Origin of the sequence: Symbiobacterium sp. (assembly GCF_040797425.1) — a bacterium.
Taxonomy (GTDB): domain Bacteria; phylum Bacillota; class Sulfobacillia; order Symbiobacteriales; family Symbiobacteriaceae; genus Symbiobacterium.
The window spans coordinates 13,782-39,766 of sequence record NZ_JBFNEH010000029.1 but is presented as its reverse complement, the minus strand read 5'-3'; the positions used below and the strand labels follow the sequence as shown (position 1 = coordinate 39,766).

Below are 25,985 nucleotides of genomic sequence, written 5' to 3'. Positions count from 1 at the left end.
GAGGGGGGACGAGCATGAGCCGGAAGGAGTCGGTGGTCCGGGGCGCCGCGGCCCTGGCGCTGGCCGGGCTGTTCATCAAGATCGGCAACCTCCTGGTCCGGCTTCCCCTCACCCGCATGATCGGCTCCGAGGGTCTGGGCATCTACCAGATGGCCCTGCCCGCCTACAACGCCCTGCTCCACCTGGCCGTGGGCGGCGTGCCGGTGGCGGTGCAGAACCTCGTGGCCGAGTACGACGAGCGGGGCCGGTGGGATGTGGTCCACCGGGTACTGCGCCTGGCCCTCACCTACAGCCTGCTGGCCGGGGGGGCCGCCGCCTGCCTGATGCTGGCCGGGGCGCCCCTCCTGGCCCGCGCCCTGGGCGACGCCCGCTCCTACTGGCCGCTGGTCGCGCTGGCGCCGGCGGTGATCTTGAACGGTCTCGACTCTGTGTTCCGCCACTACCTGCAGGGGCAGAAGCAGATGACCCCCAGCGCCGTCGCCTCGGTGCTGGAGCAGGGCACCAAGATCGCCGTCACCATGGGCGCCGCCATGCTCCTCCTGCCGCTGGGTCTGGAGTACGCCGCGGCAGGGGCGGCCCTGGGCATCACGGCCGGCGCCCTGGCCTCGGTGCTCTTCATGCTCTGGCGGCTCGGCCGGGAGCGGGCCGCGGAGGAGGCAGGCACTCCGGTCAGCGGAGGAGCCGGGCCTGCGGCGACCGGGGCCGGCAGGCGGGCTGGCACGCCAAAGACCGGGAGGCTGCGCAGGGTGGAGGGGGCCGACCCGGCCGGGGCACCGCGCAGGCTGGGGCTCCGGATGCTGCGGCTGGCCTGGCCCGTCACGCTCGGGTCGGTCAGCATGCCGCTGCTCAACGTGCTGGACGTCTCCATCGTCCAACGGGGCTTCCTCCGGGCCGGCTACCCGCCCGCCCAGGCGACCGCGCTCTATGGCGCCTTCGCGGGCATCGCGGTGCAGGTGGTCTGGTTCCCCTTCGTGCTCACCAACGCCGTGGCCAACGCCATCGTGCCCACGCTCACGGCCGCCCAGGCCCGCGGCGACAGGCCCGGCGTGCAGCAGCGGGTGCTGATCGGGCTGCGCACGGCGAGCCTGATCTGCCTGCCGGTGGCCATCGGTGCGATGGTCCTGGCGACGCCCATCGCCCTGCTCTTCGGTGAGCCGCTGGCGGCCGACCCGCTCCGGCACCTGGGTCCGGTGGCCCTGCTGGGGCCGCTCACGTGGATGACCGTCGCCCAGCTGCAGGCCCTGGGTGAGACGGGCGTTCCGATGCGCAACCTGACGCTGGCCATGGGCCTGAAGCTCGCCCTCGACGCCCTCCTGGCGCCGATCCGGGGCCTGGATGTGAACGGCGTGGCCCTGGCCTCGGTGGCGATGTTCCTCACCGCCTTCTGGCTGAACGCGCGGGAGTTGGAGCGGCTGCTGGACGAGCCGCTGCCGTGGGGCCGGATCCTGACGGGCCCGATGGTGGCCTCGCTGGTGATGGGCATGGGCCTGGCCGGGATGACGGCCGCCCTCTGGGGGACGGCGGGAAGGGTGGAGGCGCTGGCCATGGCCCTGGTGGTGGCCCCCGTGCTCTACGGCGGGACCCTGATCGCCACCCGGAGCATCACCCGGACCGAACTGCTGGCGATGGCCGGGCCGTTTGCCCCCCGGCTGGAGCGCTGGCTGGCGATGCTGTGGCCGTGGAGCTAGGGGAACACGAGACGGAGCCGGGGGCGGCGGTGCGGACCGGCTCTGGTCGCGCGGAGACCACCTGGCGCGTCACCAGGTGGTCCCTCCTTAAATCGCCTCGGTCCGGGGGGTCTCGCCGGCGGCCTTGGGCAGGTCCTCGCCCGCCTTGGGCGCCTCGCCCTTGAGTTCGTAGTAGAGCCGCTCCAGCGCCCGCAGCATGATGATCATCTCGTCGGGCGACCAGATCTTGGCGATGTCGGCCATCTCCTTGGCCAGTGCGCCCTTGATCTCCCAGACCCGCATGCCCTTCTCCGTGAGCCGGATGTTCACGACCCGCCGGTCCTCCGTGCTGCGCTCCCGCACCAGCCAGCCGTCACGCTCCAGGCGGTCGGCGACGCCGGTGAGGTTGCCCCGCGAGCAGTTCAGCTCGTCGGCCAGGCTGCCGAGGGTCGTGGCCTCACCTGCCATCGCCGCCAGGAGCAACTGGTACTGTGGCATCGTCAGGCCGTAGTTGCGGCTGAGGAAGCGTTGACAGCGCTTCTCCACCAGGTCGGCGATGGTCTGAAGAAGGGGCAGGATGTTCTCCGGGGTGAAACGATCTGCCGGGGCCGAATCGGCCTGCTGTCTCAACCCATTCACCAGCCTTTCTCTTTCTCTGTGTCACGGCCTTGACCTAGTGGCCGGGGGCCGGACCAACGCATCCGCAGAAGCAATTATCCCATGTTCACCAAATAATGTCAATAATGGGAGTACGTGAAACTGGGTTCAATTCCTCCATTTCTTCCGAGGCAGGTTCACATGGGACTGATCGCTCTCTTATCACTATGATCCCCATTTACCGTCTAATCATACGAGAGTGTTGCGGATTTTGTGCGTTTAGGACATTTGCTCAGAACGAAACCTTGTGGGATCTGCACGGCGCTGGTCGCACGTCCGAACCGTCGGCGCCGGACTGGGCTGCGTCCAACGTGAAGCAAAGTCAGGGCCTGCCCAGAGCGACGCCCACGCCGACGCCCGCCCGCACTAGGCCACTCCAGTACGAGATGTTGCGCACCGCCCCGTTCCCACCCACAGGAGTGACGGCCAGACCATCATCTCCAGCCCTGTTTCCCATGCCATCCTGCTCGCCCTGATTGCAGACGTGTGGTAGAATTACCGGAAAACATGGTTCAGGAGTGAGCACGATGGCGGTTGTCGCCTTCCAGGGGGAACTGGGGGCCTACGGCGACGAGGCTGTGCGCGCCCGGTTCGGCCCGTCGGTGGAGCCCTATCCCTGTAAGTCCTTCCAGGATCTTTTCGAGGCTGTGGCCAGCGGCAAGGTGGACTACGGCCTCGCCCCGGTGGAGAATTCCCAGGCCGGCTCCATCAACGAGGTCTACGACCTGCTGCGGCGGTATGACCTCTACGTCGCCGGCGAGATCCTCCACCCCGTGAACCATGCGCTGATGGCCCTGCCGGGGCAGTCCCTCGCCGACATCCGCCGGGTCATCTCCCATCCCCAGGCCCTGGCCCAGTGCGACCGTTTCCTGCGGGAGTTGGGCGTCGAGGTGGTGGCCACTTACGACACGGCCGGCTCGGCCAAGATGATCCGGGAGCAGAACCTGACCGGAGTGGCGGCGGTGGCCGGTCTGGGGGCCGCGGAGCGGTACGGGCTGGAGGTTCTGGCAGAGTCCATCCAGACCATCCGCGACAACGTCACCCGGTTCGTGCAGCTGCAGCGCGCCCCGGCGCCGCGGGAGGAGGGGCCGCAGAAGACCATGCTCTTCCTCGCTCTGGCCCACCAGCCGGGGTCGCTCTACCAGGCGCTGGGGGCCCTGGCCCGGCGGAATATCAACCTGTTGAAGCTGGAGTCCCGTCCCGCGCGCAACCAGCCCTGGGAGTACGTGTTCTACCTCGACTTCGAGGGCCACCGGGACGATGAGCCCGTGCGCGAGGCCCTGGCCGAACTGGCCCAGTATGCGAACTACGTCAAGGTCCTGGGCTCTTTCCGGCGGGCGGTGCCTTCCTCCTATTCCTAGTGCTCAGGAGGAGTTTGTCCGTTGCGCGGCGAACAGCAATCCTTGGTGGCGTTACTCCCTCAAGGAGGAAAGGCGTTTGACCAAGAAAATTCTCATCGCCGACGCAAACCATGCGCGCCGCAGCCTGCTCCGGGCCACCCTGAACGACCCCCGCTACCAGATCATTGAAGCCTCCGGGGGGGTACAGGCGTTGGCACTGCGTGAGGTGCACAGGCCCGATCTCGTCATCCTCGACGAGTCGATGCCTGGCATCAGCGGTGTCGAGGTGTGCCGTGCCATCAAGCAAGGTGCGAAGGCGGGAACGACGCCGGTTATCCTGCTCAGTGAGAAAGAGCCCCCCGTGGGTTCCACCGGGGATGAGGGGGAGCCCGACGTCTACCTGTCCAAACCGTACAGCCCCCTGCGCCTGCTCAGCGCGGTCGAACAGCTCCTCGGTCCGGTGGAGGACTGAGCGATGAAAGACGATGTGGCGTGCATGACCCGTGTGGAGTTGGAGCGTGAGGTCCGCTACTGGCGTGAGCAGAGCCTCCTCCTGGCGAACGACTTCGGCCACGTGAAGGCGCAACTGGCGCGCAGCACTGCCGAGCTGGAGGCCCTTCGGGCCCAGCTCATCACCTACGCCGAGGATCTGAACCGGGAGTACCGGCTCGTGCGGGAACGCACCGTAGAGGTGGAGCGGCTGCTGGTGGCCACGGTGGGTGCGCTGGCCAACTCGATCGAAGCGCGCGACCCGTATACCCGGGGCCATACCGACCGCGTGAGCCGCATCACGCTCGCTTTCTGCGCCCGTCTGGGCTGGGAGCGGGAGCGGCTCTCCATTGCGCGGATGGGCGCACTGCTTCACGACATCGGCAAGATTGGCGTTCCGGATGCCATTCTGCGCAAGCCGGGTCGCCTGAGCCCCGACGAGTACGCACTGATGAAACAGCACCCGCGGATCGGCGCACAGATCCTGCAGGGGATCGAGGCGCTCGTACCCGCGATTCCCTTCGTGCTCTGCCACCACGAGCGGTGGGACGGCAAGGGATATCCCCAGGGCCTAACCGGTCCGGAGACCCCGCTGGAGGGGCGGATTCTGGCCATCGTTGACGCGTTTGACGCCATGACCAGCGCCCGGGTCTACCGGTCGCCGCTGGCCATGGACGTGGCCATCGCCGAGATCACGCGCTGTGCCGGCACCCAGTTCGACCCCGAGCTGGTGCCCGAGTTCGTGCGACTGTATGAGGACGGGCTGATCCACCAGGCGCTGGAGAGCGAGACCTCGCTGGAACTCTACGCCGTCTAGGCGGAAGCAGAGAGAACACGGAAACAGAGCAAACACGGGAGGACGGGAGTGCCCGTCCTCCTTCTTCTGTGCGCGCACGAATGGCCGGCGTCTCCGGGGCCCCGGTCGTCCGCACGCCCCTTGGAAAATGTGAAAAAGTGTTCAAGAGGTGGTTGACACGATCGTGACACCTGGGTACAATCCCAATCAATACCCCAACGCGTTAGCAAAGCAAAGCGAGTGGGCCAATGGGCACCACTGGCACCATTTGCAATAGGGCGAAAAGCGATGACGGGGCTAGTAGAACCGATCCGCGGGTTCCAGAGAGCGGCCGGCGCTGGGAAGGCCGTACCTGCCCGGTTCGAATCTCACCCCGTAGCTGCCCCGCTGAACGCCGGCGCCGCCGGGCCGCAAGGCCGGCGTGTGCGGTCAGTAGGTGGGTGCCGGCCTCCGGGCCGTTATGCAGACGAGGCTCCTCCCCCGCGCCGGGAGGGGCGAAGTAGGGTGGTACCACGAGGCCAAGTCGTCCCTATCGCTCGGGAACCCGGGCGATGGGGATCTTTCTTTTTCTCCGACGTACAGGCGATGACAGGAGGTGAGGTCGGGTGAAGCGCATCCTGGCGGTGTTGGTGGAGAACCATCCGGGCGTGCTGGCGCGGGTGGCAGGGCTGATTCGGCGGCGCGGGTTCAACATCGAGAGCCTTGCAGTCGGGGTGACAGACGACCCGGCCATCTCCCGGATGACCCTGGTGGTGGAGGGCGACGAGCCCACCCTCAACCAGGTCTCCAAGCAGCTTGACAAGCTGATCGAGGTGATCCGGGTGATCGACCTGGACGCCGAGAGCAGCGTGGCCCGCGAACTGGCCCTCATCAAGGTCAGCGCGGACCCCGTGCGGCGGCCCCAGATCCTCCAGCTGGCCCAGGTCTTCCGGGCGAGCGTGGTGGACGTCGGCCACGAGGCGGTCATCCTCGAGGTGACGGGCACCCACGACAAGGTGGAGGCCCTCATCAGCCTGGCGCAGGAGTTCGGCGTGCAGGAAGTGGCCCGCACGGGCATCATCGCCCTGGCGCGCGGCGCACAGTCGGTGAGGCTCACGAGGGAGGAGCGGTACGATGACGCGGCTGTACTACGATTCTGATGCGAATCTGGGCGCCCTGCAGGGGAAGAAGATCGCGGTCATCGGCTTCGGCAGCCAGGGCCACGCCCACGCACTCAACCTGAAGGATTCGGGGCTCGACGTGACCGTGGGCCTGCGGGAGGGCCGTCCCTCCTGGGAGCGGGCGCAGCAGGCGGGCCTGAACGTCGCCCCGGTGGCGGTGGCGGCCGAGATGGCCGACGTGATCATGATCCTCATCAACGACGAGAAGCAGGGCGAGGTCTACGAGCGGGAGATCAGGCCGCACCTCAGGCCCGGGAAGGCCCTCGGCTTCGGCCACGGCTTTTCGATCCACTTCGGCCAGGTGCAGCCGCCCCCCGACGTGGACGTCTTCATGATCGCCCCCAAGGGGCCCGGCCACCTGGTCCGGCGGCAGTATCTTGAAGGACGGGGCGTCCCCTGCCTGCTGGCGGTGCACCAGGACGCCACCGGCCGCTGTAAGGAGATCGCGCTCGCCTGGGCGAAGGGCATCGGCGGCACCCGGGCCGGGGTGATCGAGACCACCTTCAAGGAAGAGTGCGAGTCCGACCTCTTCGGCGAGCAGGCCGTGCTCTGCGGCGGCATGACCCAGCTGGTGAAGTACGGTTTCGAGGTGCTCACCGAGGCGGGCTATGCGCCCGAAATCGCTTACTTCGAGTGCCTGCACGAGCTGAAGCTGATCGTGGACCTCATGTACGAGGGCGGCATGGCCGCCATGCGTTACTCCATCAGCGACACCGCCGAGTTCGGCGACTATGTGAGCGGCCCCCGGGTGATCGGCCCCGAGGTGAAGGAGCGGATGAAGCAGATCCTGGCCGAGATCCAGAACGGCTCCTTCGCCCGCACCTGGATCGTGGAGAACCAGGTGGGCCGGCCGCAGTTCAACGCCCTGCGGCGCCAGAACGCGGAGCACCCGATCGAGCAGGTCGGGGCCCGGCTGCGGGCGATGATGCCCTGGCTGCCCAAGCCGGTGAACGCCCAGGGGAACGAGTAAAGCGAGCACATACGTGAGCAGATGCGGCGAAGCCGCCTGAAAACCTTGCGAGAGGAAGGTGACGGCGATGACGCGGCGGATTCGGATCTTCGACACCACCCTGCGGGATGGTGAGCAGGCGCCCGGATTCGGCATGACGGCGGAGGCCAAGCTGGAGGTGGCCCGCCAGCTGGCCCGCCTGGGCGTGGATGTGATGGAGGCCGGGTTCCCGGCCGCATCCCCCGGCGACTTCGAGGCCGTGCGCCGGATCGCCGAGACCATTTCGGGGCCCACCATCGCCGGTCTGGCCCGGGCCAACGAGGCGGACATTCGCCGCTGCTACGAGGCGGTGAAGGGGGCGCAGAAACCGCGCGTCCATACGTTTATCGCCACCTCGCCGATCCATATGGAGCACAAGCTGCGCAAGAAGCCGGAGGAGGTGGTGAAGGCCGCCCGGGACGCCGTGGCCCTGGCCCGGTCGCTGGGGCCGGAGGTGGAGTTCTCGGCCGAGGACGCCACCCGCTCCGACTGGAACTTCCTGGTGCAGATCTTCACCGTGGCCGCCCGGGCCGGCGCGACAGTGCTCAACGTGCCGGACACGGTGGGCTACACCACCCCGAAGGAGTACTACGACCTCATCCGCTTCCTGATCGAGCACGTGGACGCTCCCGAAGGTGTGCAGTTCTCCGTCCACTGCCACGACGACCTGGGCCTGGCGGTGGCCAACACCCTGGCCGCCATCGAGGCCGGCGCCACCCAGGTGGAGTGCACGGTGAACGGCATCGGCGAGCGGGCCGGCAACGCCTCGCTGGAGGAGATCGTGATGGCGCTAAAGGTCCGGCGGGACCAGTGGGGCGTGGAGACCGGCATCAACACCCGCGAGATCTACCGCACCTCCCGCCTGCTGCAGAGCGTCACGGGCGTGTCCGTCCAGCCCAACAAGGCGATCGTGGGGGCCAACGCCTTCGCCCACGAGTCCGGCATCCACCAGGACGGCATGCTGAAGCACCGCGACACCTACGAGATCATGAAGCCCGAGGACGTGGGCGTGCCGGCGTCCGCCCTGGTGCTGGGCAAGCACTCAGGCCGGGCCGCCTTCCGGGCCCGCCTGGAACACCTGGGCTACCACCTCACCGACGCCGAGATCGACTCGGCCTTCCAGCGGTTCAAGGAGGTGGCCGACCGGAAGAAGGCGGTCACCGACCAGGACCTCGTGGCCATCATTGGCGACGAGCAGGCCCGGAGCACGGTGGAGGAGGTCTGCCGTCTGCTCTCGTTCCAGGTGGTGGCGGGCAACGAGACGATGCCCACGGCGACGGTGAGGCTGGAGCGGGACGGCGTGGTGCACCAGGAGGCGGCGTCGGGCGACGGGCCCGTGAGCGCCCTCTACCACGCCATCGACCGGGCGGCGCGCTTCGAGGGGAGCCTGCTGGACTACCGGCTCAACGCCGTGACCGAGGGGCAGGACGCCCTGGGGGAGGTGACGGTGCGGGTGCGGTCGGGCGACCGGGTGGCGTCGGGCCGGGGCACGTCGACGGACGTGATCGAGGCCTCCGCCCGGGCTTACATCAACGCCCTGAACAAGATCCTCTCCGGGGCTGCGCTCACCGTGTCGGACGACCCGGCCCCGGGCTGGCAGATGCGAGCGTACGGAGACTAGGGGCAAGGAGGGGACGGCGGTGTCGATTCAGGTTTACGTGGACGGAGCGTGGTACCCGAAGGACGAAGCCAAGGTCTCCGTCTTCGACCACGGCTTCCTGTATGGCGACGGCGTATTCGAGGGCATCCGGGCCTACGGCGGCCGGGTCTTCCGGCTGACGGAGCACCTGGACCGGCTCTACGACTCGGCGAAGGCGATCTGGCTGGAGATCCCGCTCACGTGGAAAGAGATGGAGGAGGTGGTCCTGGAGACGCTCCGCCGGTCGAACCTGCGGGACGCCTACATCCGCCTGGTGGTCTCCCGGGGGAAGGGCGACCTGGGACTCGATCCCCGCAAGTGCCCCCGGCCGACGGTAGTCTGTATCGCGGACGGGATCACCCTCTACCCGGAGGAGGTCTACACCCAGGGGATGCGGGTGATCTCGGTCTCCACCCGGCGCAACCCGCCGGATACCCTCCAGCCGCAGATGAAGACCCTGAACTACCTCACCAGCATCATGGCCAAGATCAGCGCCGCCACGCAGGGCTACCCCGAGGTGGTGATGCTGAACAAGGAAGGCTACGTCTGCGAGGGCACCGGTGACAACATCTTCATCGTGAAGAAGGGCCGGCTGATCACGCCGGCGGTGCACCTGGGGATCCTCCCGGGCATCACCCGGAACGCGGTGATGGAGTACGCCCGGGACCTGGGCTACACGGTGGAGGAGGGAACGTTCACCCTCTTCGACGTCTACACCGCCGACGAGTGCTTCCTTACCGGCACGGCGGCGGAGATCGTGCCCGTGGTGGAGTGCGACGCCCGGAAGATCGGCACCGGCCAGCCCGGCGAGGTGACGCAGCGGCTGATCGCGGAGTTCCGCCGGCGCACCCAGGTCGAGGGGACGCCGATCTATCCGGAGTAAGGTGCCGTCACGGCACCCTCGCACTGGGTAGACCCATGGAAGGCGCACCTGCTGGGGGCACATCCGAAGCAAGGCACACCCACCGGAAGGTGCGCCCACGGGAGACACAGCCGACGCAGGACAGACCTGCAGGCGGCCCACCCGCTCAGGATATCCCTCCCGGGGTTCACCGATCCGGGCATCCCTATCGTGGGCCCGCCCACACTGCGCACGGCCCGGCTACCCCCCACGCCAGAGACAGAGCCACACACAGAGGGGCCGGAACGGAGAAAGAACATGGAGGGGCAAACGATGCGCAGCGATACGATCAAGAAAGGCCACGACCGGGCGCCGCACCGGGCCCTGCTGAAGGCCACCGGCGTGACCGACGCCGACATGAACAAGCCGTTCATCGGCATCGCCAACAGCTACATCGACATCGTGCCGGGCCACGTTCACCTGAAGGAGTTCGGCGACCTGGTGAAGGCGGCCGTGCGGGAGGCCGGCGGTGTGCCGTTCGTCTTCAACACGATCGGCGTGGACGACGGCATCGCGATGGGCCACATCGGCATGCGCTACAGCCTCCCCAGCCGGGAACTGATCGCCGACGCGGTGGAGACGGTCATCGAGGCGCACCAGCTGGACGCCATGATTTGCATCCCCAACTGCGACAAGATCACCCCGGGGATGCTGATGGCCGCCGTGCGGGTGAACATCCCCACGATCTTCGTCTCGGGCGGGCCCATGGCCGCCGGCCGGCTGAAGGATGGGCGGAAGTCGGACCTGATCACCATCTTCGAGGGCGTGGGGGCCCACAGCCGAGGCATGATCACGGACGCGGAGCTGAAGGAGCTGGAGGACCTCTCCTGCCCGGGCTGCGGCTCCTGCTCCGGCATGTTCACCGCCAACTCGATGAACTGCCTCTGCGAGGCGCTGGGGCTGGCCCTGCCGGGCAACGGCACCGCCCTGGCGAAGTCGGCCGAGCGGGAGGCGCTGGCCCGGGCGGCGGCCCGGCGCATCGTGGAGATGGCGATCGCCGGCGGCCCGAAGCCCCGGGACCTCGTGACGGTGGAGGCCATCGACAACGCCTTCGCCCTGGACATCGCCATGGGCGGCTCCACCAACACGGTGCTGCACACCCTCGCCATCGCCAGCGAGGCAGGGGTGGATTACCCGCTCGCCCGCATCAACGAGCTTTCGGCTCGGGTGCCCTACCTCTGCAAGGTCTCCCCGGCCACGCAGGAGGTCCACATCGAGGACGTGCACGCCGCCGGCGGCGTGATGGCGATCCTGAAGGAGCTCGCCCGCAAGGAGGGCACGCTCCACCCCGACTGCCCCACGGTGGCGGGGAAGACCATCGGCGACCTGTGGGCCGAGGCGGAGAACCGGAATCCGGAGGTCATCCGGCCGGTGGAGCGGCCCTACGGCGAGACCGGCGGCCTGGCGATCCTCTTCGGCAACCTGGCGCCCGACGGCGCGGCGCTGAAGGTGGGGGCGGTGGACCCCTCCATCCGGACCTTCACCGGCCGGGCGATCTGCTTCGACTCGCAGGACGAGGCGCTGGCCGGGATCTTCGGCGGCAAGGTGCAGCCGGGCCACGTGGTGGTGATCCGGTACGAGGGGCCGAAGGGCGGGCCCGGCATGCCGGAGATGCTGGCGCCGACCTCGGCCATCGTGGGGATGGGCCTCGGCAAGGAGGTGGCCCTCATCACCGACGGGCGCTTCTCGGGCGGCACCCGGGGCATCTGCCTCGGCCACATCTCGCCCGAGGCGGCGGAGGGCGGCCCGATCGCCCTGGTACAGGACGGCGACATAATCACCATCGACATCCCGGCCCGGCGGCTGACGCTGGAGGTGGATCCGGCGGAGCTGGAGCGGCGCCGGGCGGCGTGGAAGCGGCCCGCCCCGAAGGTGCGCCACGGCTGGCTGGGGCGTTACGCCGCCATGGTGACGTCGGCCAACACCGGGGCGGTGCTGCGGATCCCGGAGTGACGGGTGGATTGCGGGGCGAGCGCCGCCCCCGGGCGTGGGCGGCGTTACGTGCTTCGGGGGGTGGGGCGCCAGCCCCGGGGTGCGGGCGCCGACTCCGCTCGAGTGAACGTGAGTGACAGGTTCCGGGGTGGCCTGCGACCACGACCCGGCGAACGACAGCGGCGGAATTCCGGGGGTGATTCGGGTCCCGGAGATGCAAGGGCAGAGCATCCGGGGGCGGTCCCGGACCGGAAGGAGGACGTGAGATGGAGATGCAGGCGGCTGTCGCCCTGGTCAAGGCGTTGGAGGCGGAGGGCGTCGAGGTCATCTTCGGCTACCCCGGCGGGGCGAGTCTCTACATCTATGACGCCCTCTATGACAGCCCCATCCGCCACGTGCTGACCCGGCACGAACAGGGCGCGATCCACGCGGCAGAGGGCTACGCCCGGGCCACGGGCCGGGTGGGGGTGGTGCTGGCCACCTCCGGCCCCGGCGCCACCAACCTGGTGACCGGCCTCTGCGACGCCATGATGGACTCGACGCCTATTGTGGCCATCACCGGCCAGGTGCCGCGCTCGCTGATCGGGCGTGACGCCTTCCAGGAGGCCGACGTGACCGGGATCACGATGCCCGTGACCAAGCACAACTACCTCGTCACTGACCCCGACCAGCTCCTGCGGGTGGTGCGCGAGGCCTTCCACATCGCCAGCACGGGCCGACCGGGGCCGGTGCTGATCGACATCCCGAAGGACGTGACCAATACGAAGATCCACTACCACTACCCGCCGCCCATCCACCTGCCGGGCTACCGGGTGCCGCGGGAGGCGGCGCCGGAGGCCGTGGCGGAGGCGGCCGAGGCGATCCGCACGGCGAGGCGGCCGGTGCTGATCTGCGGCGGCGGCGTGGTCTCGTCGCCGGACGCGGCGGGGCCCTTCCGGACGCTGGCCGAACGGATGGACGCCCCGGTGGTGGAGACCCTGATGGGCCTGGGCGGCTTCCCGATGGACCACCCGCAGTGCCTGGGTCTGGTGGGCATGCACGGCACCTTCGCCGCCAACCGGGCGGTGGCCAACGCCGACTTGCTCCTCGCCTGCGGCATGCGCTTCGACGACCGGGTGACGGGCCTGGCGGCCCGCTTCGCCCCGAAGGCACGGGTGATCCATATCGACATCGACCCGGCGGAGATGTCGAAGAACCTGCCGTCGCACATCGAGCTGGTGGGCGACTGCGGCCTGGTCCTGGCGCAGCTGAACGAGGCTCTGGGCGACTGGTCGCAGAAGCTGCCCGAGTGGCGGGCGCAGGTGCAGGCCTGGCACGACCAGCACCCCCTCTGGGGCGTGCGGCGCGGCGAGGAGGTCCCCACCGATCCCAACGGGGTGCCGAAGCCGCAGCAGGTGGTCCAGGCCGTGCAGGCGACCTTCGGGTCGAAGGCCATCATCTGCACCGACGTGGGCCAGCACCAGATGTGGGCCGCTCACTACTGCACCCGCACGGAGCCGCGCACGTGGCTCTCCTCCAGCGGCCTGGGCACGATGGGTTTCGGCCTGCCGGCGGCGGTGGGCGCCGCCATCGGCCGCCCGGACCGGGACGTGGTGCTGGTCACCGGCGACGGCTCGATCCAGATGTGCATCCAGGAGCTGGCCACGGTGGTGCAGGAGAACCTGCCGGTGAAGATCGTGCTGCTGAACAACGGCTACCTGGGCATGGTGCGGCAGTGGCAGGAGATGTTCTACGAGGGCCGCTACAAGGAGGTGGACCTGCGCCGGGGCATGCCGGACTTCGTCAAGCTGGCCGAGGCCTACGGCATCCGGGGGATGCGGGTGACCCGGCTCGGCGAGCTCGCGGACGCCATGGCGGCGCTCCGGGCGCACGACGGCGCGGCGCTGCTGGAAGTGAAGGTGGAGGAGGAGGAGAACGTCTTCCCCATCGTGCCGCCGGGCGGCGCCAACACGGAGGCGGTGCTGGCGAAGCCGTGAACGGTGTTGGTGAAAACGTAAACAAGGAGCGCACCGGGAGGGTGCGCTCCTTGCATTGATGGTGGGGTAGACCAATTTTGAATCAGCAGTGCTTTCTCAAGAGGCGCATACCTGCGGGGCGTCATATCACGCGCAGGAGCGACACCCAACCAGGCGTTGGAACGGTGACATATAATAGAAAATAATTTTGCTTTATGATCTAGCATTACAGAGGAGATATTTGCATAATAGGACTTGCCCGGGTTATAGACCTGCTTGAAGTTTGATCCTTCCAACGCACCTGACATTCGGTCGCTCAAGGATGCGCAGATTGTAGGCGTGCGCCGTGTGCAGGGCCAGGATCAGCCCCGCCTCCACGCGGAACCCGTGACAACTCAGCGAACCTGCAAGGGCAGCGGCTCGTTCTTGTATTGCTTTGCCGGGTTCACTGGATCACGGGCATCAGGGGATTGGGAGCACACGCTTCGCGGCGTGGTGCGGGTGGATAACCGCCTGAGCAGCGAGCCCTCCAAGCTCACGTACAAACAGGCCACGAGCGGGAGTACAACCGTGTCCATCGGGGGCGAGATTGTCCTCGGGACAGAAGGCGATATCAAGACTCCGTTGGTTCAACTCGCGTCCATGAAGCTGCAAGGTCAGATGAACATCTCCGGCTCCGGCACTTGGAGTTGGATCCGAAGCGATGAAATTGAGGATGAGTGGACGATTCCCCCCTACAAGGTGGGCTACACATATTGCGACCTTGGCCACGGATTTGTTGAGGGGGCCACAAAATACGAGGTCTACCATGTCTATACCGGCAACTTTGTCGGGTATGAGTACAGAGACACCCACGGGGATCCACCTTCGGCCGGGGCTTATACCTACAAGCACGTCATCGCGAACAGCTGAGGTGTATCCACATGGGTTGGATGCGAGGAGAACGGCCTCGATCCAACCCATGTCGTGTTGCCTAACCGTGGAAAGCCAGCATTGGCCAAGACGATGGTTCCAGAAGGACAGAATAGATCATCAAGCCGGTTCTTGGAATCTGCCAGGGGGATGATGGATGCGGCGTGTTCGGCCCTATTGGCTCATCACGATGCTGTGCCTCTTGCTGACAGCCTGTTCCCGCAGCGCTGCCGAAAACCAGCGCACCGAAACCTCCGCCCCCCCCACAGACCCATCGGTCCAGGTGCTCGCGCGGTATGCGGCGTTCGCAGAGTTGGCCAGGGATCTTCCGGTCTCCTTCCAGCCGCCCGGGTTTGAGATCCTGAACTATCATCCGGAAAACGCTGTCTACTACGGCTTCGACGCCGAGATGGCATGGGGCAAGCGCGCGAAGACCGTCCTGTTCGAGGACGACTCCAAACCGACGCAACACGAGTACCTGTACATGGAGCAGTCGACGCAGATCGTGTCCGCCGTTGAGATCATGTTCATCCCCACGCCCCTGGAGCCTGACGTGATCGGGTTCATGTCTGTGCCGGAGCAGGAGGCGCAGATTTCCACCGGGGCTGCCGTTCAGGTTCGACCGCCGGAGAACTTTATAGAAGTGTTCTCCTATGGCCACGCCGTCGTGCTGATTCAGACGTTCGGCGCGAACCGGGATCAGGGCGCCGATCCACAGGCGCTGGTCGCTGCCCACAAGAAACTGAGCCTCGGTTTGCGGGACTTCCTGGCCGAACGGCACGCAGATCTCACGGATGCCGGGTCGCCTTAGATGGACTCGGGCAGCATCGGCCCGGGCGCGGCGGCCCGCCGCCAGGATCGACGCCTTCTATCGCATCCATCCAAAACATCGATACCCGCCCCGGTAGGAGCCCATCCGCTGGCTGGCATAACTCTCCCCTAGAAAAACGGCGCCCGCGGGCGCGCAGGGGAGGCAAGGCCGATGTCACTCGTCCCGCTGAGAACGCTTCTGGATGCGGCAGAGCAAGGGAAGTACGCGGTGGGGGCGTTCAACTGCAACAACATGGAGATCGTGCAGGCCATCGTGGCGGCCGCCGAGGAGTGTCGCTCCCCGGTGATCCTGCAGGCCAGCCAGGGGGCCATCAAGTACGCCGGCCTGGATTACATCGTCGCCATGGTGAAGGCCGCTGCGGCCAGGGCGACTGTGCCCATCTGTCTCCACCTCGACCACGGCACGGACTTCAACACCGTGGTGGCCTGCATCCGGGCGGGTTTCACCTCCGTGATGTTCGACGGCTCGCAGTACGAGAAGGCGGAGAACATCGCCCGCACCAAGGAGATCGTGAAGATTGCCCACGCGGTGGGTGTCTCCGTGGAGGGCGAGATCGGCAAGATCGGCGGTGTGGAGGATGAGATCTCCGTCGACGAGCGCGAGGCCATGCTCACGCCCGTTCCCGACGCCATCGAGTTCTTCGAGGCCACCGGCGTGGACGCCCTGGCGATGTCCTTCGGCACCGCACATGGTCCGTACAAGCTGCCGCCCAAGCTGGCCCTTGACCGGATCGCCGCGGTCCACGAAAAGACCGGGGCCTACCTCGTGATGCACGGTGGCTCGGGTGTGCCTGAGGACGACGTGCGGCAGGGCATCGCCCTCGGCATCCGCAAGGTCAACATCGACACCGAGCTGCGGCAGGCCTTCCTGGGTGAGATCCGCCAGCAGCTGGCCGCAAAGCCGCACGAGATCGACCCCCGCAAGATCTTCGCCCCGGCCCGGGAGGTGCTGAAAGAGCACATCAAGGCGAAGATGCGGCTCTTCGGCTGCGCCGGGAAGGCTTGATCGGGCGCAGGCGAGTCCGGGTCGTCCGTGTCGGGAAGGGTCACTCTGGGGCCGAGGAGCCGGCTTCGACCGCGCCCGCAGCGGCTTGTCGGGAGCGGAATGACCCGTCCCGGGTCTGCCTGACCAGCCGGACAGGGCCCGGGGATCTCTGCACAGGAATTGCGGTCGCCGTTGGGGAACTCTACCCAGCGGCGATCACTGTTTCTACCTGAGGAGGGCGGGGGATGCAGCACCTGTTTGTCTTCGGCGACCTGGTCCTGGACGTGGTCGCCACCGCAACTGGACGCCTGGAGCCCGACACCGACACCCCTGGAGAGGTACGGGCGACCCCCGGCGGGTCGGCGGCCAACTTCGCCGTCTGGACCCGGCGCCTGGGGGACCCGGCCTGCTTCGTCACCCGCGTGGGTGACGACCTTCTGGGCCGGGCGCTGGTGGCGGACCTGCGGGAGGAGGGCGTCGAGGTGCACGCGGCGGTGGATCCCACTTACCCCACCGCCGTGCTGGTGCTGTTCAGCGATGGCGTGCAGCGGCACATGCTGGTCCCCCGCGGCGCCAGCCACTTCCTGGAGCCGGAGGACCTCCCCGAGGAGCGCCTCTGCACCGCCGGCTGGCTCCACCTCACCGGCTACGCCTACTTCTGGGAGGCCACCCGCCGCACACTGGAACGGGCCGTGGCCGTGGCCCGGGAGGCGGGGGTGCCGATCTCGTTTGATCCGTCCTCGGCCGGGTTCATCCGTCGGCACGGGCTGGAGTTGCCCCCCGGCATTCGGGTGCTGATGCCGAACCGGGACGAGGCCCGGGCGCTCACCGGCTGCGCCGACGTCGAGGAGGCCGCACGCCGCCTCGCCCGCCGGGCGGACCTGGTGGCGGTGAAGCTGGGCCCCGAAGGGGCGCTCCTGGCCGAGGGCGACCGGCTCATCCACGTGCCCCCGGTGAGGCCGTCGGGTCCGGCGGTGGACGGCACGGGGTCCGGCGACGCCTGGGGCGCCGCCCTGATCCACGGGCTGCGGCGCGGTCTGGACCCGTACCGGGCTGCCCTGCGGGCCAACCGTCTGGGGGCCGAGGTGGTCACCCGGGTGGGTGCCCGTCCGACCCTGCCGACACAGATCCTGACGCAGATGGGGGATGAGACCGATGCCTGACCGCGACGCTGCCGGACGTGAGGTCCGCCGCCACCGATCCGAGACGCCGGGGGCGCACGACGGCCATCGGAACGACTGCCGGCCCGAGACGCCGGAGGTGCACGGCGACCAGGCAGCCCAAGGCGGCCGCCAGACCGGCTATCTGCCCGAGACCCTCGCCATCCACGGCGGCTACCGGAGCGATCCGGTCACCGGGGCGCAGGCGGTGCCCATCTACCAGACCGCCGCCTACGTCTTCGCTTCCACCGAGCACGCCCGCCAGCTCTTCTCCCTCGAGGCGGAGGGCAACATCTACACCCGCATCAACAACCCGACCACCGCCGCCTTCGAGGCGCGGGTCGCCGCGCTGGAGGGCGGGGTGGGAGCGGTGGCCTTCGCGTCAGGACACGCCGCCCTGGTCGCCACGGTAATGGCGATCTGCAACGCCGGGGACGAGATCGTCACCTCGTCCAGCCTTTACGGCGGCACCTACAACCTGTTCGCTGCCACCCTGCCGAAGTGGGGCATCACCGCCCGCTTCGTCGACGCCGGCGACCTGGACGGGTTCCGCCGGGCCATCACGCCCCGGACGCGGCTCATCTTCGGCGAGGTCATCGGCAACCCGCGCCTCGACGTGTTCGACATCGCCGGCGTGGCGGCCATCGCCCACGAGCACGGTATCCCCCTGGTGATCGACAATACCTTTGCCACGCCCGTCCTCTGCCGCCCCTTCGAGCACGGGGCCGACCTGGTGATCCACTCGGCCACCAAGTGGCTGGGCGGGCACGGGGCGGCGATGGGCGGGGTGGTGGTCGACTCGGGCAAGTTCGACTGGAACTCCCCCCGCTTCCCGGGCTTCACGGAGCCGGACCCTTCCTACCACGGGGTACGCTACGCGGTGGATTTCGGCAACGCCGGCTTCATCACCAAGGTGCGGGCACAGATGTTGCGCGACCTGGGCGGCTGCCAGTCGCCCTTCAACTCGTTCCTGCTCCTGCTGGGGATCGAGACCCTCGCCCTGCGGATGCGGGCGGTCAGCGAGAACGCCATGGCCATCGCCCAGTATTTGGCCGAGCACCCGGCGGTGGCGTGGGTGCGGTACCCGGGCCTGCCGAGCCACCCCGACCATGCCCTGGCGCAGCGCTATCTGAAGGGCGGCTATGGGGGCATGCTGGTCTTCGGCCTGAAAGGGGGCCTGGAAGCGGGGGCCCGGTTCATCGACGCCCTGCGGCTCTTCTCCCACGTGGCCAACGTGGGCGACGCCCGGTCACTGGTAATCCACCCGGCATCCACCACCCACAGCCAGCTGACCCCGGAACAGCGGGAGGCCGCCGGCGTGGGCGACGACCTGATTCGGGTATCGGTCGGGTTCGAGGCGCTGCCGGATCTGATCGCGGACCTCGAGCAGGCGCTGGCGCAGGCGGCCGGGTGACACGGGCCCGGCGACCACGTGGTGGGGCCGGATAGTCCGGCCGGTGAGAGCGGAGCCGTCTCGGCAGGGCGGGAGGGCCCGTCTGAACCGTAGAGGTCTACGTCTGAAAGGAGTGTGGGGTGCGGGATGACCATCAACGACCCGCAGACGATCGAGTGGGTGGTGAGCCAGCCGCGGGTGCTGGCGGTGGTGGGGCTGTCGGACAACCCGGAGCGCCCGAGCTACCGGGTGAGCGTCGAGATGCAGCGGCGGGGCTACCGGATCGTGCCGGTGAACCCCAAGGGCGGCGAGGTTCTGGGGGAGAAGGTCTACAGCTCCCTCACCGAGATTCCCTTTCCGGTGGACGTGGTGCAGGTCTTCCGCGCGCCGCAGTACGCTGTGGACGTGGTTCGGGAGGTCGGACGGATGACCACGAAGCCGAAGGTGGTGTGGATGCAGGAGGGCGTCGTGAACGAGCAGGCCGCGGCCGAGGCCGAAGCCATGGGTCTGGCCGTGGTGCAGGACCTCTGCCTGTATAAGGAAGCGAAGAAGCGGGAGCAGTAGAGGAGCCACGTGGAGCAACGCCGGGGTGGGCGGGATCTCACCCGGTGGACGGGAGCGTCCGACCCGTCGCACAACCGCAACGGTAACGATTTGAGCCACGCCCGCGCAGGGTTGTGGCTCAATATGTTACCGCAACGAACGGGTCAGAGGCGTCCGGGCCTTCATCCGGGGGGGTGGGAGGGGGGTGAGGCGGTCCCGGCTCGCCTCGGGGGTGGTCTCGATGGTCGCCTCCCCCCACGAAGGGTCGAGCGGCACATGCAGCGCCGGGGAGCCGGCTCACCGGCCCTGCCCGACCCGCCCTTCCGATCACGCCATCCTGCGGTTGACGCTGGCTGACTTGCACAGCTATGGGGCAGACTAGGGAACAACAGGGGGGAGACAGGATGACGTGGATCTTGCTGTTCCTGGGCGTTCTGGGTATCGCCTGGCTCATGTACGCACCCCGGCCCGAGAGGGAGACCCGCATCCCGATGGCGGAACGGCCAACCGCCGACCGCACGGGCGTGGAAGCGGTCCGGGATCGAACCACGGCCGGCATGGATGTGGCCCGCCGCCGCATCACTGCCGACCCCGGAGGCGTTCGTGGCTGGATCCCGGCGGACCCGCGGGTCGCACAGAACCCGACGGAGGCCGACGCCGGAATCGGCCGTGACCGGCCCGCACCCGATGCAGACGCGGTTCGCCCCGCCTTGGCCGGGGCCGCCGCTCCGGAAACCCACCCGGCGTATGCGTACGACGTCGGCGCGCACGCCACCGGGGCCGAGCCCGAGAGCCCCGCACCGAGGATGGAGACTTACGCCACCGCGGCGGACGTCGAGATGGCGCTCGACGGGGACGACTACGGCCCCGCTGCGCTCGACCAGGGCGAGCTCACCTCGGATGCGGCAGGGGCGGCAGACGGGATCGCCGGCGATACCGCATCCTACCGGCACGAACCCGAACTGGGGGCGTCCGCCGGCGAAGGAGCAGCCCGGCAGGGAGACTGGCTGCCGGAAGATGGCCGGCAACGCACAGGCGACGATCTGCACGATCACGCCTGAGCCGGCCCTCACCCCACGACGCGAACAACCCCCTGGAGGTTTTCACCTGCAGGGGGTTGTGGCGCCCGGGGCAGCTCCTACCTGCTGCCATTTTCCCCCTTCCCGGGCGACCGATAACGGAGCGCAAGAGGATTTCGGAACAACGGGTTCCAGGTACCGGACCGGGTCGCGATTGGGATCGGGCGATCCAAATCGGCTTCTTCGGATCATCTGCCATCCCCCTGCGCCCCATCCACCTACAGTCTAACATATCAGACTCTACAGTGAACAGCGAACAAAGGATTACGAGACTGAAAGAATGAACCGAACAATCACCCGAACAGCGGGGCTAGCCGGCGATGTCCAGACACTTGCCCTCCGTGTCGGCGATGATCGTGCGCAGGGCCTGCCGGGCCCGGTGCAGCCGCGACTTGATGGTCCCCAGCGTCGTGCCCAGGATGGAGGCGATTTCCTGGTAGGAGAGGTCCTGGATGTCCCGCAGGATCACCACGATCCGGTACTCGTACGGCAGCCGGTTGATGGCCCGCTGCACCGCCGCCTGGATCTCGTGCCGCTCCGCACACTCCACGGGCCCCTCGGTCTCGTCCACCGCCTGGCGGGGAACCGTGCCCTCCTCCAGCGGCACGGCTTCGTCCAGCGAGGAGTGACGCAGCCGGCCCCGGCGCCGGAGCTCGTCCAGACAGGTGTTGGTGACCACGCGGTAAAGCCAGGTGGAGAAGGCCGAGTCGCCGCGAAAATTATGGAGACGGATACAGACGCGCACCAGGGCCTCCTGTGCCGCGTCACACGCATCCGCATGATTGCCCATCAAGCGAAAGGCCAGATTATATGTCCGCCGCTCGTAACGCTCCAGCAGCTCACCCAGAGCGCCGCGGTCGCCGTCCTGCGCTCGCTCCACTAACTGTTCGTCCGTAAAGGCAGCCGACATCTCCTGAGGTCCCTCCCGTTCCCGCTTTGTACCATCTCGGCGGCTGCCCGCCGGTGTGCGCTCGCCCTTACTAACGAACTGGGACGACAAAAGTTACGGGTTTCCCGTCACCCTGTCATTTTCTTTTTGGTAAAGAAGTTCGCAGGTCGATGATCATTTATGACAGTAGCGGCGCCCCGAAGTCGGGACGCCGCACGATCGGTAGTGTTGCCCATGTGGAACGGGGGGCCGTGCTGCCTGGCTCCTGTGGAGCTGGTGCGCCGGTTGCGGACCGCCACTCAGGGCTTCGCCTGCCCGGGTTCGCCCGGCGCATCTGCCCCGTTGGCCTCGGTGAGGATGTCGATGAACTTCTGCAGGGTGTTACTGAACACCTTTCCCCGCTTGTAGATGATCCCGACCGGCCGCTCGAGGCGCACGTCCGCGATGGGCAGCGCGACCAGGGAGCCGGAGCGGATCTCCCAGCGCGCACACCGGCGGGGGATGATGGAGATTCCCACCTCGGCCTCCACCGAGCGCTTGATGGTCTCGACGTTGTCAAACTCCTGGACTACCTCCACCTCCACGCCCTCGTCGGAGAGGATCCGGTCGATGGCCTTGCGGGTAGGGATGTCGGGGTCGAAGGCCACGAAGGGCAGCCCGTGCAGCTGGCGCAGGCTCACGGGCTCGCCCCGTGCCGCCAGCGGGTGCGCGGGGTCCACGATCACCACCAGTTCGTCGGGCGGCAGTGGGATCACCCCGAACTGCCGGCTTTCCTGAGGATAGGCCACGATGCCGATGTCCACCTGGTTCTGCTTCACGGCCTCGTAGATCTTGTTGGTGCGGCTGTACTCCACGTGAACCCGGGCCTGCGGGTAGGTCCGGATGAACTTCTTGATGTATGGGGGCAGGTCGTGGAGGCCCACGCTGTAAACGGTCTGGACCCGGATGGAGCCGGTCACCGTCTGGGCCAGGTCGGCCATCTGCCGCTCCAGCGCCTGGTACCGTCTGATGATCTCCCGGGCGCCCTCGTAGAACACCCGGCCGGCCTCGGTGGGGTAGATGCCCTGCGGCGACCGCTCGATGAGCCGCTGCTGAAAGTGCTCTTCCAGCGCTTTCACCTGCTGGCTGACCGCGGGCTGCGAGATGAAGTTGCGCGCAGCCGCCTTGGAGAAGCTGCGGGTTTCGATGATGTCACAGTACACCTGGAGATACGATATAAGCATTTGGCATGCCCCCCACTCTACGAATGCTCCAGAGCGGAACGAAAACAGCCCCACTCATGGTCAGGTTAGACGGAGTTGCGCTGTCGGGCAATAGCCCGGAAGAGCGGATTTGCGCGGGGCCGTACCTGGCGATGGCTGGCAGGCGGGCCGGCCGCGCAGGGGTGCGGGCCGAGAAGCAGCAAGAACAGGAAGGGGTTCGCGGGTACCAGGTGGAATCAAGAGGAAACGTCAGTACTGTCCTGACAGTACAGAAGCATTAGAGGGAGGCCTGTTTTGGTGGATCGGCGGCTCAAGATGTACGAGGAACTCACGAGTGCCAACGGGATTCCGGGTTTCGAGGAACCCGTGCGCCAGGTGATGCGCAGGTACCTCGAACCGCTCTGCGATGAGATCATCACCGACAACCTGGGGTCCATCGCCGGCGTGAAGCGGGGCAAGCCCGGCGGCCCCCGCATCATGGTGGCCGGTCACCTGGACGAGGTCGGTTGGATCGTCACCCACATCACGGAGAAGGGCTTTCTCAAGCTCCAGCCCGTGGGCGGATGGTGGAGCCAGGTGATGCTCTCCCAGCGGGTGAAGGTGCTCACCCGCAAGGGCGAGCTCATCGGCGTGGTGGGCTCGAAGCCGCCTCACATCCTGACCCAGGAGGAGCGCAACAAGGTCGTCCAGATCAAGGACATGTTCATCGACATCGGCGCCAGCTCCCGGGATGAGGCGAAGGAGTGGGGCGTCCGTCCCGGCGACCCCATTGTGCCGCTCTGCGACTTCCACGTCATGCCCAACCCGAAGATCCTGCTGAACAAGGCCTGGGACAACCGGGCAGGCTGCGCGGCGGCGATCATGGTGCTGGAAGAGCTGCAGGGCCAGGAGCACCCCAACGAGGTCTACGCGGTCGGCAACGTGCAGGAGGAGGTCGGCCTGCGGGGTGCGACCACCATGGCCAATACCATCGAGCCGGACATCGCCTTCGCACTGGACGTGGGCATCGCCAACGACGTGCCGGGCAGTGACGAGCAGGTTCAGGGCAAGATGGGCGAGGGCCCGCTGATCATGATCTACGACGCCTCGATGGTCCCCCACCGGGGCCTGCGCGATCTGGTGATCGACACGGCCGAGGAGCTGGGCATCCCGCTGCAGTTCCAGTCCCTGGCGGGCGGCGGCACCGACGCGGGCAAGATGCACCTGCACGGCCGGGGCGTGCCCTCGCTGGCGATCGGGTTTGCCACGCGGTACATCCACAGCCACGTGTCGCTGATCCATCGTGACGACATGGAGAATGCCGCCAAGCTGGTGGCGGCGGTCATCAAGAAGCTGGACGCCGAGACCGTGGCCCAGCTCAAGCGTTACGTGTAAATGCGAGCCGGGGCCGGGCGCACCGCCTGCCCCGGCTCCTTCGCGGAAGAAACACGGGGGGTTGAGCGGTGAAGAGGGTTGTGAGGCAACTGCTCACGGCGGAGCAGATCGCCGCCCGCGTCAGCGAGATGGGGGCCGAGATCAGCCGTGACCTGGCGGGGGAGACGGTGCTGGTGGTGGGGGTGCTCAAGGGGGCGTTCGTCTTCTGCGCCGACCTGGTGCGCGCCCTCACCGTGCCGGCGGAGGTGGACTTCATGGCCGTCTCCAGCTACGGCAGCGCGACGGAGTCGTCCGGCGTCATCCGCATCCTGAAGGACCTGGAGCGGTCGGTGACCGGGCGGCACGTGCTGCTGGTGGAGGACATCGTCGACACCGGCCTCACGCTGCGCTACCTGAAGGAGTACCTGGAGCACCAGAACCCCGCCAGCCTGCGGGTGGCGGTGCTGCTGGACAAGCCCGCCCGGCGCCGGACGGAGGTCTCGGTGGACTACGTGGGCTTCACCATCCCCGACGAGTTCGTGGTGGGCTACGGCATCGACTGTGCTGAGCAGTACCGGCACCTGCCCTACGTCGGGGTGGTGGGAGAGGACTAGATCCAGGATGAGCGCACCCCGATTCGGGGCGCCCGGGGCGGCGCGCTGAGGCGCCGGCGGAGCGCGGTGACTGCGGCGGGCGGCAGGGTGCGGGGCTCCACGAGGCAGGGGAGGTCCGGGCGGAGGGCCCGGGCCTCCGCCGCGATTGGCTCACCGCTGGGGGCTGCCAGCAGGCAGGCGGCTCCGTCCAGGGCGGCGGCGAGCTCCGCCGGGCCGGTGACGGGGCGGAAGGCGAGGTGGGCGAGGCCTCCGCGGGCCAGGCTCTGGCGGATGCGCGCCGCCTGCACCCAGTCGGCGGCGGCCACGACCACCGCCGCGCCCGGCGGGAGCGCGTCGAGCCGGCGCAGGGCGTCCAGCTCCTCCGACCCGGCCAGGGCGACGGCCCCCAGGTCCCGCAGCGCCGGCGCATGGAAGAGCGTCGCCGCCACCGGGGTGGTGGGGCCGACGGGGCCCAACTCCTCCGGCAGGGTCGGGATCACCGCCACGTCTGGCAGCGCAGCCTCCAGATGTCGCCGGAGCGGGCGCAGGTCGGCCCGGGAGGTGCCCACCAGGAGCAGCCGGTCCAGCGCGGGCCGGGGGGCCCGGGCCAGCTGCGCCTGGGCCAGGACCGCCTCGGCCAGGGCGGGGGGGGTCATGCCCCACTCCGCCGCCGAGGCCAGGGCGCCGGCCACAAGGGAGCGCAACGGGGCTCCCGGGGCGCCTCCGGGCGGGCTCTCGGCGACGAAGACGCCGCGCCCCTGTTGGCTCCTCAGGTAGCCCTCCTGCACCAGGTCCTCCACGGCCCGGACGACGGTGTTCACGTTGACGGCCAGGCCGGCGGCCAGGTCCCGGAGCGACGGGAGCTGGTCTCCCGGGTAGAGCAGCCCAGCGGCGATCTGGTAGCGGATCTGTGCCTTGATCTGCTCGCGTGCGGACAGGTTGCTGTCTGGGTTCAGCCGGAACGCGTGCACACCACTTTCCCCACTGTTCTCAAGCTTGCGTACAGTCTAGCTTCCGTCTGCCCGCCCTGTCAATGCATCTTCGCCGCGCTGGCAAGGGTAACCTACGGGCGGAGGTGACGGCGGATGGGCGCGGAGGAGCGCACGCGGGCACAGGGTGAGGAGACTCGCACCCGGGAGACCGGCGGGGCCGCCGCCCTTCCGGAGACCGGCGCGGTGGATGGTGCCCTGGAGCTGGCGGAGGCGGATGGCCCCCGGGGCGAGGACGGCATGGTGCGGCCGGGGGTCTACTACGGTGCGCGCATTGAGGGGCCGCTGAAGCGGGTGGCACCGGTGGGCGACGATCGCCCGTCCGGCTCGCCCCGGCGCAGGGAGTCGACGATGAACATCCCCGGGGCGCGCCAGATTCCGGTGGAGGGCGCCGTGACCGGGCCGGAAGCCCCGCTGCCCGAGGTGGACCTGGTCCGGGGGCAGATGCCCATCGACGAACTGGACGACCTGTCCACGTCCTGACGCCAGGAGGGTCCGGAGCACGGCTCCGGACCCTCTGCTGCGCAAACCT

The 25,985-nt window shown here is 68.2% G+C and carries 24 protein-coding genes; 20 read left to right on the top strand and 4 right to left on the bottom strand.

Annotated features, from left to right (window positions below):
- The first annotated feature begins 14 nt into the window (after positions 1–14).
- Complete coding sequence (locus AB2385_RS10455) at positions 15–1,688, top strand: oligosaccharide flippase family protein (protein ID WP_367654930.1); 1,674 nt, start codon at positions 15–17, stop codon at positions 1,686–1,688.
- Between the two features lie 87 nt (positions 1,689–1,775).
- Here AB2385_RS10455 and AB2385_RS10450 read toward each other — a convergent pair whose 3' ends face one another.
- Positions 1,776–2,306, bottom strand: coding sequence for a MarR family winged helix-turn-helix transcriptional regulator (locus tag AB2385_RS10450; protein ID WP_367654929.1), 531 nt, complete (start codon positions 2,304–2,306; stop codon positions 1,776–1,778).
- A 545-nt stretch (positions 2,307–2,851) separates the two neighbouring features.
- Here AB2385_RS10450 and pheA point away from each other — a divergent pair.
- From pheA to AB2385_RS10370, 16 genes are all read left to right on the top strand, one after another.
- Complete coding sequence (gene pheA, locus AB2385_RS10445) at positions 2,852–3,685, top strand: prephenate dehydratase (RefSeq protein WP_367654928.1); 834 nt, start codon at positions 2,852–2,854, stop codon at positions 3,683–3,685.
- Between the two features lie 76 nt (positions 3,686–3,761).
- On the top strand, positions 3,762–4,136 hold the full coding sequence (locus AB2385_RS10440; RefSeq protein ID WP_367654927.1) for a PleD family two-component system response regulator: 375 nt from the start codon (positions 3,762–3,764) through the stop codon (positions 4,134–4,136).
- A gap of 3 nt (positions 4,137–4,139) precedes the next feature.
- Positions 4,140–4,970: an HD-GYP domain-containing protein gene (locus AB2385_RS10435; protein ID WP_367654926.1), complete on the top strand. Its 831-nt coding sequence runs from the start codon at positions 4,140–4,142 to the stop codon at positions 4,968–4,970.
- 584 nt (positions 4,971–5,554) lie between these two features.
- Complete coding sequence (gene ilvN, locus AB2385_RS10430; RefSeq protein WP_367654925.1) at positions 5,555–6,088, top strand: acetolactate synthase small subunit; 534 nt, start codon at positions 5,555–5,557, stop codon at positions 6,086–6,088.
- Positions 6,063–7,079 carry a ketol-acid reductoisomerase gene (gene ilvC, locus AB2385_RS10425; protein ID WP_367654924.1) on the top strand — a complete coding sequence of 339 codons (1,017 nt, stop codon included), beginning with the start codon at positions 6,063–6,065 and terminating at the stop codon, positions 7,077–7,079. The genes ilvN and ilvC overlap by 26 nt, the downstream gene beginning before the upstream one ends.
- Before the next feature lie 67 nt (positions 7,080–7,146).
- Positions 7,147–8,718, top strand: a complete 1,572-nt coding sequence (locus AB2385_RS10420) for a 2-isopropylmalate synthase (protein WP_367654923.1) — start codon at positions 7,147–7,149, stop codon at positions 8,716–8,718.
- A 19-nt stretch (positions 8,719–8,737) separates the two neighbouring features.
- On the top strand, positions 8,738–9,619 hold the full coding sequence (gene ilvE / locus AB2385_RS10415; RefSeq protein ID WP_367654922.1) for a branched-chain-amino-acid transaminase: 882 nt from the start codon (positions 8,738–8,740) through the stop codon (positions 9,617–9,619).
- A gap of 291 nt (positions 9,620–9,910) precedes the next feature.
- The gene (ilvD, locus tag AB2385_RS10410) at positions 9,911–11,590 is read left to right on the top strand and encodes a dihydroxy-acid dehydratase (protein WP_367654921.1); all 1,680 of its coding nucleotides are present in this window, start codon (positions 9,911–9,913) and stop codon (positions 11,588–11,590) included.
- Between the two features lie 245 nt (positions 11,591–11,835).
- Positions 11,836–13,545 (top strand): biosynthetic-type acetolactate synthase large subunit, encoded by a 1,710-nt coding sequence (gene ilvB / locus AB2385_RS10405; RefSeq protein ID WP_367654920.1) that lies wholly within the window; start codon positions 11,836–11,838, stop codon positions 13,543–13,545.
- A 255-nt stretch (positions 13,546–13,800) separates the two neighbouring features.
- Positions 13,801–14,436, top strand: a complete 636-nt coding sequence (locus AB2385_RS10400; RefSeq protein ID WP_367654919.1) for a hypothetical protein — start codon at positions 13,801–13,803, stop codon at positions 14,434–14,436.
- 157 nt (positions 14,437–14,593) lie between these two features.
- A complete protein-coding gene (locus AB2385_RS10395; RefSeq protein WP_367654918.1) occupies positions 14,594–15,247 on the top strand; it encodes a hypothetical protein in 654 nt (217 codons plus the stop codon).
- A 171-nt stretch (positions 15,248–15,418) separates the two neighbouring features.
- On the top strand, positions 15,419–16,273 hold the full coding sequence (locus AB2385_RS10390; RefSeq protein ID WP_367654917.1) for a class II fructose-1,6-bisphosphate aldolase: 855 nt from the start codon (positions 15,419–15,421) through the stop codon (positions 16,271–16,273).
- Positions 16,274–16,497: 224 nt separating this feature from the next.
- Complete coding sequence (locus tag AB2385_RS10385; protein WP_367654916.1) at positions 16,498–17,415, top strand: carbohydrate kinase family protein; 918 nt, start codon at positions 16,498–16,500, stop codon at positions 17,413–17,415.
- Positions 17,408–18,826: an O-acetylhomoserine aminocarboxypropyltransferase/cysteine synthase family protein gene (locus tag AB2385_RS10380; protein ID WP_367654915.1), complete on the top strand. Its 1,419-nt coding sequence runs from the start codon at positions 17,408–17,410 to the stop codon at positions 18,824–18,826. The genes AB2385_RS10385 and AB2385_RS10380 overlap by 8 nt, the downstream gene beginning before the upstream one ends.
- Before the next feature lie 126 nt (positions 18,827–18,952).
- Entirely contained in the window at positions 18,953–19,369 is a 417-nt protein-coding gene (locus AB2385_RS10375; protein WP_367654914.1) for a CoA-binding protein, read from the top strand.
- A gap of 383 nt (positions 19,370–19,752) precedes the next feature.
- A complete protein-coding gene (locus AB2385_RS10370) occupies positions 19,753–20,409 on the top strand; it encodes a hypothetical protein (protein WP_367654913.1) in 657 nt (218 codons plus the stop codon).
- A gap of 328 nt (positions 20,410–20,737) precedes the next feature.
- Here AB2385_RS10370 and AB2385_RS10365 read toward each other — a convergent pair whose 3' ends face one another.
- Complete coding sequence (locus AB2385_RS10365) at positions 20,738–21,337, bottom strand: sigma-70 family RNA polymerase sigma factor (protein WP_367654912.1); 600 nt, start codon at positions 21,335–21,337, stop codon at positions 20,738–20,740.
- Positions 21,338–21,615: 278 nt separating this feature from the next.
- Positions 21,616–22,539 (bottom strand): LysR family transcriptional regulator, encoded by a 924-nt coding sequence (locus tag AB2385_RS10360; RefSeq protein WP_367654911.1) that lies wholly within the window; start codon positions 22,537–22,539, stop codon positions 21,616–21,618.
- 276 nt (positions 22,540–22,815) lie between these two features.
- Between AB2385_RS10360 and AB2385_RS10355 the strand changes: the two genes are divergently transcribed.
- Together AB2385_RS10355 and hpt are read left to right on the top strand one after the other, a co-directional pair.
- Positions 22,816–23,892: a M42 family metallopeptidase gene (locus AB2385_RS10355; RefSeq protein ID WP_367654909.1), complete on the top strand. Its 1,077-nt coding sequence runs from the start codon at positions 22,816–22,818 to the stop codon at positions 23,890–23,892.
- Positions 23,893–23,960: 68 nt separating this feature from the next.
- Positions 23,961–24,485: a hypoxanthine phosphoribosyltransferase gene (gene hpt / locus AB2385_RS10350; RefSeq protein WP_367654908.1), complete on the top strand. Its 525-nt coding sequence runs from the start codon at positions 23,961–23,963 to the stop codon at positions 24,483–24,485.
- Here hpt and AB2385_RS10345 read toward each other — a convergent pair.
- Positions 24,482–25,435 carry a GntR family transcriptional regulator gene (locus AB2385_RS10345; protein WP_367654907.1) on the bottom strand — a complete coding sequence of 318 codons (954 nt, stop codon included), beginning with the start codon at positions 25,433–25,435 and terminating at the stop codon, positions 24,482–24,484. The genes hpt and AB2385_RS10345 overlap by 4 nt on opposite strands.
- Before the next feature lie 114 nt (positions 25,436–25,549).
- Here AB2385_RS10345 and AB2385_RS10340 point away from each other — a divergent pair, with 114 nt between their 5' ends.
- On the top strand, positions 25,550–25,936 hold the full coding sequence (locus AB2385_RS10340; protein WP_367654906.1) for a hypothetical protein: 387 nt from the start codon (positions 25,550–25,552) through the stop codon (positions 25,934–25,936).
- Positions 25,937–25,985: the final 49 nt, after the last annotated feature.

Bases quoted from the DNA above. Each gene is read 5' to 3' on its own strand.
- AB2385_RS10455 (WP_367654930.1), top strand. From the start codon at position 15: ATGAGCCGGAAGGAGTCGGTGGTCCGGGGCGCCGCGGCCCTGGCGCTG.
- pheA (WP_367654928.1), top strand. From the start codon at position 2,852: ATGGCGGTTGTCGCCTTCCAGGGGGAACTGGGGGCCTACGGCGACGAG.
- AB2385_RS10435 (WP_367654926.1), top strand. From the start codon at position 4,140: ATGAAAGACGATGTGGCGTGCATGACCCGTGTGGAGTTGGAGCGTGAG.
- ilvC (WP_367654924.1), top strand. From the start codon at position 6,063: ATGACGCGGCTGTACTACGATTCTGATGCGAATCTGGGCGCCCTGCAG.
- AB2385_RS10420 (WP_367654923.1), top strand. From the start codon at position 7,147: ATGACGCGGCGGATTCGGATCTTCGACACCACCCTGCGGGATGGTGAG.
- ilvD (WP_367654921.1), top strand. From the start codon at position 9,911: ATGCGCAGCGATACGATCAAGAAAGGCCACGACCGGGCGCCGCACCGG.
- ilvB (WP_367654920.1), top strand. From the start codon at position 11,836: ATGGAGATGCAGGCGGCTGTCGCCCTGGTCAAGGCGTTGGAGGCGGAG.
- AB2385_RS10395 (WP_367654918.1), top strand. From the start codon at position 14,594: ATGCGGCGTGTTCGGCCCTATTGGCTCATCACGATGCTGTGCCTCTTG.
- AB2385_RS10390 (WP_367654917.1), top strand. From the start codon at position 15,419: ATGTCACTCGTCCCGCTGAGAACGCTTCTGGATGCGGCAGAGCAAGGG.
- AB2385_RS10385 (WP_367654916.1), top strand. From the start codon at position 16,498: ATGCAGCACCTGTTTGTCTTCGGCGACCTGGTCCTGGACGTGGTCGCC.
- AB2385_RS10380 (WP_367654915.1), top strand. From the start codon at position 17,408: ATGCCTGACCGCGACGCTGCCGGACGTGAGGTCCGCCGCCACCGATCC.
- AB2385_RS10375 (WP_367654914.1), top strand. From the start codon at position 18,953: ATGACCATCAACGACCCGCAGACGATCGAGTGGGTGGTGAGCCAGCCG.
- AB2385_RS10370 (WP_367654913.1), top strand. From the start codon at position 19,753: ATGACGTGGATCTTGCTGTTCCTGGGCGTTCTGGGTATCGCCTGGCTC.
- AB2385_RS10365 (WP_367654912.1), bottom strand. From the start codon at position 21,337: ATGTCGGCTGCCTTTACGGACGAACAGTTAGTGGAGCGAGCGCAGGAC.
- AB2385_RS10360 (WP_367654911.1), bottom strand. From the start codon at position 22,539: ATGCTTATATCGTATCTCCAGGTGTACTGTGACATCATCGAAACCCGC.
- AB2385_RS10340 (WP_367654906.1), top strand. From the start codon at position 25,550: ATGGGCGCGGAGGAGCGCACGCGGGCACAGGGTGAGGAGACTCGCACC.